Genomic DNA, 5925 nt, shown 5'->3' with positions numbered 1-5925 from the left:
CGGGCAGGCCGGCGAGCCCGTCAGCCATTTCGATGGCGAGTTCGGGCGGCTGCGGGATGCTGTGGAAGGGCCCGACGGCGGGTTGCTCGTCGCGACGAACGAAGGCGACGGCGGCGCGCGGATCCTTCGGGCGGAGCTCGACTGAGCGGTTCGATTTCAGCTTTCCAGCACCATGCTGGTAGAGTTTTGTGCTGTTGCGGATGACCAAGTCAGCCGCAAACTGCAGGAAAAATGCCAAGCACCTCTAGCTCAATTGGCAGAGCAATTGACTCTTAATCAATGGGTTTCGGGTTCAAGTCCCGAGGGGTGCACTGCGAAACCCCGTACTTCCAGTCTCGCCGCTGGTAGTGCGGGGTTTTGTTTTGCCCTGGGTGCGCTTCTATACGCGAGTGCATTTCAAGCCCGGCGCCGGCCGTCAATCGAATCGGAGGAAGGCCCGCACTGCGCCGCCGTCGAACTCGGTTGCCTGGGTGTAGCCCAGCGACTCGTAGAACGCTTTCTGCCCGGGCTCATCATCGGTGAGCAGAACCTTTTGGCGGACCTGCGGGTAATAGCCGAGCGCGGTGGAAACCAGCGCGCGGCCGATTCCCTCCCGCTGATGACCGGGGCGGACCAGGATGTCCTGGAGATAGCAGATCGAAGCGTTGTCGGAAATCACCCTGGCCAGCCCAACGAGCGCTTTTCCTTCTCGAGCTGTCACCACGATCGAGGATCCAGAAAGCGCTGCCAGAAGGTTCTCGGGATCTTTCGTGTAGGCCAGCCAGCCAACCGAAGCGTAGAGGTCGAGAACATCCGCCATCGACAGATCCGCTGCCTGAACTGTTGCGATAGTGGCCATGACCCATCCAAGCATGCTCGAGTCATCCCGCGTCCAGATACGCCTGGCGAAGCCGACGTCCAGGGGGCTGTGGTTCAGCGGAAGGTCGCTACCCCGCCCTCCGTCGCGGTCCAGGTGATGTAGCCGCCCTGGTAGTCCTGGCGGACCCCACCGGTAACGCCGTATTCGTTGGAGGTGGGGTAGCCCAGGCGCCCGTTCTCGAGGCCCACCTGGGCGTAGGCATCCCGGATACCGCCGAAGGACAGGTAGGCGCCGCCGGCCGGTGACTGCAGGATCGCCCCGTTCTGGAACGCCTGGTACTTGCCGCCGTTCTTCAGCCCGCCGATGACGCCGGAGGTGGGGTAGCCGAGGAAGCCGGACTCGGAACCGAAGGCCTCGTAGGTAGCCAGGATGGGCCCGTTGAGGGTGACCTGTCCGCCGGTGGCGGCCGACCAGAAGATCCCGCCGTGCTGGAACTGCTGGTAGGCACCGCCCCTGATCCCGGTTTCCCGGCCCATCGGGTAGCCCAGCGACCCGTTCTCGGAACCGTTGGCAACGTAGGTGGCCCGCATCCCGCCGAAGACCAGGAAAGCGCCGCTTTCCGGTGACCACATGAGTGTGCCGTTCTGGAACGTCTGGTACTTCCCGCCGTCCTTCAGGCCGCTGAGCTCGTTCGAGGTCGGGAAGCCCATGAAGCCGGTTTGTGCTCCGTAGGAGTTGTAGGCGTCCAGAATCGCGCCCTTGAGGGTGACCTGCCCGCCCGACGCGGCTGACCAGAAGATCCCGCCGTGCTGGAACTGCTGGTACGCGCCGCCCGGCACCGGCTTTTCCCTGTCGGTGGGGTACCCCAGACTGCCGTTCTCGGAGCCGCTGCGGACGTAGGTCTCGCGCATCCCACCGAACACCAGGTGCGCCCCGTTGGCCGGGGACCACAGGACGGTGCCGTTCTGGAACGTCTGGTACTTCCCGCCGTCCTTCAGGCCACCCAGTTCACCCGAGGTCGGGAAGCCCATCAGGCCGGTCTGGAACCCGTAAGCGAAGTAGGTGTCACGGAGCGGCCCGTGCGGGCTGACCTGTGCACCGGTGGCCGGCGACCAGAAGATCCCGCCGTGCTGGAACTGCTGGTACGCGCCGCCTGCGATGCCCCCCTCATCGGCGGTCGGGAAGCCGAGGGGTCCGGTGGTGGCCTTCGTTCCCAGATAGGCAGCGTGCATGGCGCCCCTCACCACGACCGCACCGGCCGCGGACCAGACGATCGAGCCGCGCTCATAATTGCGCTGCGCACCGTTGGCGAGGCCGATCTCACCGCCCACCGGCGTGCCGAGGAGGCCGGCAACTCCCGGCTGCGCGTACTTCGCCTCGATTGCGGTGCGGACCGGAACGTTGGATACAGCCGGTGTTACTGGTGAGAACCGAGTGGCTGGAGTGTATCCGGTCCTGATGCCGGTCACATTCACCGTCATGGTTGCACCGGCGTCGGCACCGGTCAGCGTATAGGTGGAGCCGGTTGCACCGGCCACGGCCTCGCCCGAGCGGAACCACTGGTACTCCACTGGAAGAGGTGCCGGCGTCCACGCACCGTGAACGGCCGTGAGGACCGACCCCGTCGCCGGAGACCCGGAGATCGTCGGCAGTGTCGAGCCGATCGTGCCCGGCGCGATGAGTTTTCCGTCGGACGTCGTCGCCGTCGGATCGTAGCCGCTCTTGGAACCGCTCACCTGGACGCGGATGAACTCGGACACGTCATCGGCAGTAAGCTTGTAGGTCTTTGCCGTGGCTCCGGCGATCACGAATTCGCCACGCATCCACTGATAGGTGAAAGAGACAGGTGCCGGTCCCCATGACCCGGGGTCGGCGGTCAGGGTGGCATCCATCGTCGGACTTCCGGTGATGGTGGGGGGTGACGAGGTCATGCTCCCGGCCACCGCGGCCGCGGATTGGACCTGGCTGACGTCGCCGGTCAGCGGCGGAGCTGTGACCTCCGGTGAAGCTCCTTCGTCCGGCGAAGCCGAAGCCAGCTGTGGAGCCGTGATCTGTGGTGGCGCCGCGACGTCCGGCGAACCCGACACCTCCGGTGGCGCGGTCACGTCTGGAGGCACCACTACCTCCGGTGACGCCATCATTTCCGGTGCACCCTCCAGTGCAGCGGCCGGCAGGGCGTACAAGGGGCTCACCAGGAGCGCTGCGATTGCGGCGGCCACTGCTCCTCGGGTCGAGCGGCGGGGCGGAACTGGCATGCGCATCCTCAGGGGCTCATTCCCACTGAAACAATGGGTGATTCATGGGGAGGCCGATGCTGTTCCCCGCGGGAATCATAACCGAGGAACGCCTGTTACCAAAGGTGCGGATGTGAAAAGCTTATGACGGGGTGCCGTAGAAAACGACATTCGCGCCGGATACAACCAGTGTGAATGTCCGAAACGAGCGCGACCGTCGTTTTCTGCAGCGCAGCCCGGCAATTGCGCTACTCAGCTGCGCAGCTCAGGCAGGACCTTGCTGCCGAAGGTGTCGATGAAAGCGCCCTGGTCCTGGCCGACATGGTGAAGGTACAGCTCATCGAATCCGAGTTCCCCGTATTCGTGCAGCCACTGGGCATGCTGCGCCGGATCGCTCGAGACGTTGACCGCCTGCCGCACCTGCTCCCGGGATATCTCCTTCCGCTCTGCCAGTTCGACGAAGTCCTGCGCGGTGGCGACCTCCCACGTCAAGGGTGGCCCCACCGCATTGGTGCGCCACTGTCCGTAGGCCATCTCGTCGGCGTCGCCGTCGGATTCCGCCCAGCTGAGGTGGACCTGGAGCACCGCCTTGCCGCGGCCCCCTTCATCCCGATAGGCACCCAGCAGTTCCAGAAGCGTGCCGGGGTCCTGGTTGGTGGTGATCAATCCGTCCGCCCACGTTGCCGCACGGCGCGCCGTGCCTACGGACATCACCGGTGCGATCAAGGCAGGCGGCACCTCCGGCAGGTCCCACAGCCTGGCGCGCTCCACCGTCACCAGCCCGCGGTGGGTCACCTCCTCCCCTGCATGCAGGCGCCGGATGATGTCCACACACTCTTCGAGGCGTTGCTGGCGGACGGCTTTCTCCGGCCAGGGATCACCGGTGATGCGCTCGTTCATGTTCTGGCCACTGCCCAAAGCCGCCCAGAACCGCTCGGGGAACATCGCGGAGAGCGTGGCGGAGGCCTGGGCGGTGATGGCGGGGTGGTAGCGCTGCCCCGGAGCGGTGACGACGCCGAAACGGAGCCCCGTCGTCGCAAGCGCCGCGCCGAGCCAACTCCAGGCATACCCGGCATGTCCCTGGGAGGGCGACCACGGCTCGAAGTGGTCCGAGCACATCGCCGCCTGGAAGCCGGCCGATTCAGCATGCTGGACGTCCAGGAGAAGTTGTGCAGGAGAGATTTGTTCATGCGAAGCATGGAAACCGATGACAGGCATGAACAATGTCTAACACTGCAGTGAAACGGCTGTCGAGACCCGCTTTCGCGGGCGTGCCTGCCGAGGCGGGCATCAGAGGACAGGAGCTGTTCCGCTCATGGTGCCGCTGTGGTGCAGGGCACACCAGCGGCACTACCATGGATTCGTGGAACCCCTCTTCGATTTCCTCGGTAGTTACTGGTGGCTTGTCTTCCCCCTGAGTGGCGTCTTCGCAGCCTGGGGAAGTTCGTGGTCCAGGGCGAGCGAACGGCGGCACCAGCGCAAGCTCGAGCTCTACGGGCTCAAGCACCAGGGACTCGCCGTCGAACACGCGCGCAGCGGTGAGATCCAGCGCCTATTGTCGGCGCACGACGACGTCAACAGGCGCTGGCTCGCCTATGAGCTCGACGCCGCCAAGCTCATCGACTACCCCATGATGACGGACGTGCGGGAGCCGTTGACCGTCGCCTTCCTCCGCGCGAAGCGGGAAGCAGACGCACTGCGGCCCATCGACGAGGACGAGCTGCCGCGGGACCGGCTCACCGAGTACCGCAACGCCGTCAACAACTTCGACGTCGCGTTCCGCGTCGCAGAGTCGGAAGCGCACCGCTTGAAGGACACTGCCTTCAGCGGCCCTGAGCGCCAACGGCTGACGACCGCGAGGAAGCTCGTGACGGTCGCCGTCGACGAGGCGGCGACCCCGGCGGAACGCCAGACGGCCTACAAGAGGGCACGCCGCGAACTCGACGGACTGATCGTCCTTCCCGACGCCACCATCGCTTCCCTCGAGGAGAAGGTGGCGCGCATGCTGGGCGCGGGATCTTCGACGGCCCAGTCCCGAGCCTCTTCCCGGGCAACGCCTGCCGGACCATAATCGGAGCATCCCAAAGACAAGGAGTGCTCCCATGACCACCCGACTCAATTCCTACCTCAGCTTCCGAGACACCGCGGCTCCCGCCATGGCGTTCTATCAATCAGTGTTCGGCGGGGAACTCGCGAAGAACACCTTCAGCGAGTTCCATGCAAGCGAGGACCCTGCGGAGCAGGACAAGCTCATGCACGCCGAACTCACTACCCCCAACGGCATGGTGCTGATGGCAGCAGATACTCCTAACAGCATGGATCTGACCGTGGGTACCAACCACGCACTGTCACTCAGCGGCGAGGACGAGCAGGAGTTGCGGGGCTACTGGGACAAACTGTCCGACGGCGGGACCGTGGTGGAACCACTCGCGCAGGCACCATGGGGAGACAGCTTCGGCATGTGTGTGGATCGCTTCGGTATTCACTGGATGGTGAACATCGCAGGCCCGAAAGCCTGAATTCTCCCGGTCTCCGGAGCGAGGACCAGCCGACCCAAGCGGGACGGCGGGGCACCTTCAGCGAGTTCCATGCAAGCGAGGACCCTGCGGAGCAGGACAAGCTCATGCACGCCGAACTCACTACCCCCAACGGCATGGTGCTGATGGCAGCAGATACTCCTAACAGCATGGATCTGACCGTGGGTACCAACCACGCACTGTCACTCAGCGGCGAGGACGAGCAGGAGTTGCGGGGCTACTGGGACAAACTGTCCGACGGCGGGACCGTGGTGGAACCACTCGCGCAGGCACCATGGGGAGACAGCTTCGGCATGTGTGTGGATCGCTTCGGTATTCACTGGATGGTGAACATCGCAGGCCCGAAAGCCTGAAT

At 64.9% G+C, this 5925-nt stretch carries 6 protein-coding genes, 1 tRNA gene and 1 pseudogene; 4 read left to right on the top strand and 4 right to left on the bottom strand.

The features are described 5' to 3' along the window. On the bottom strand, window positions 1-238 hold a 238-nt coding region (locus tag Y705_RS23470; RefSeq protein WP_343212714.1), incomplete at its 3' end, for a hypothetical protein. On the opposite strand from Y705_RS23470, the gene Y705_RS0103275 reads away from it, so the two are divergent. After that, window positions 239-311: transfer RNA gene (locus Y705_RS0103275), tRNA-Lys, on the top strand. A gap of 104 nt (window positions 312-415) precedes the next feature. Here the strand turns inward: Y705_RS0103275 and Y705_RS0103270 are convergent. The 3 genes from Y705_RS0103270 to Y705_RS0103260 all read right to left on the bottom strand — a co-directional run bounded on the left by Y705_RS0103270 (window position 416) and on the right by Y705_RS0103260 (window position 4251). Beyond that, entirely contained in the window at window positions 416-838 is a 423-nt protein-coding gene (locus Y705_RS0103270) for a GNAT family N-acetyltransferase (protein ID WP_026531816.1), read from the bottom strand. A 74-nt stretch (window positions 839-912) separates the two neighbouring features. After that, entirely contained in the window at window positions 913-3054 is a 2142-nt protein-coding gene (locus tag Y705_RS17030) for a hypothetical protein (protein ID WP_216698728.1), read from the bottom strand. Between the two features lie 231 nt (window positions 3055-3285). Then, a complete protein-coding gene (locus Y705_RS0103260) occupies window positions 3286-4251 on the bottom strand; it encodes a TIGR03885 family FMN-dependent LLM class oxidoreductase (RefSeq protein WP_026531815.1) in 966 nt (321 codons plus the stop codon). Between the two features lie 145 nt (window positions 4252-4396). On the opposite strand from Y705_RS0103260, the gene Y705_RS17025 reads away from it, so the two are divergent. The 3 genes and pseudogenes from Y705_RS17025 to Y705_RS17020 form a co-directional block, all read left to right on the top strand. Then, window positions 4397-5104: a hypothetical protein gene (locus Y705_RS17025; RefSeq protein WP_049822207.1), complete on the top strand. Its 708-nt coding sequence runs from the start codon at window positions 4397-4399 to the stop codon at window positions 5102-5104. 31 nt (window positions 5105-5135) lie between these two features. Then, window positions 5136-5552, top strand: a complete 417-nt coding sequence (locus Y705_RS0103250) for a VOC family protein (protein ID WP_026531814.1) — start codon at window positions 5136-5138, stop codon at window positions 5550-5552. Window positions 5553-5605: 53 nt separating this feature from the next. Further along, a pseudogene (locus Y705_RS17020) lies at window positions 5606-5923 on the top strand (VOC family protein); the annotation flags it as partial. Between the last annotated feature and the right edge of the window lie 2 nt (window positions 5924-5925).

Origin of the sequence: Arthrobacter sp. H41, from assembly GCF_000520535.1 — a bacterium.
In the GTDB taxonomy this organism is placed as follows: Bacteria; Actinomycetota; Actinomycetes; order Actinomycetales; family Micrococcaceae; genus Arthrobacter_D.
The sequence above is the reverse complement of the archived record's forward strand: the minus strand, read 5'-3'. Positions and strand labels throughout refer to the sequence as shown.

Bases quoted from the DNA above. Each gene is read 5' to 3' on its own strand.
- Y705_RS0103270 (WP_026531816.1), bottom strand. From the start codon at position 838: ATGGCCACTATCGCAACAGTTCAGGCAGCGGATCTGTCGATGGCGGAT.
- Y705_RS17030 (WP_216698728.1), bottom strand. From the start codon at position 3,054: ATGCCAGTTCCGCCCCGCCGCTCGACCCGAGGAGCAGTGGCCGCCGCA.
- Y705_RS0103260 (WP_026531815.1), bottom strand. From the start codon at position 4,251: ATGCCTGTCATCGGTTTCCATGCTTCGCATGAACAAATCTCTCCTGCA.
- Y705_RS0103250 (WP_026531814.1), top strand. From the start codon at position 5,136: ATGACCACCCGACTCAATTCCTACCTCAGCTTCCGAGACACCGCGGCT.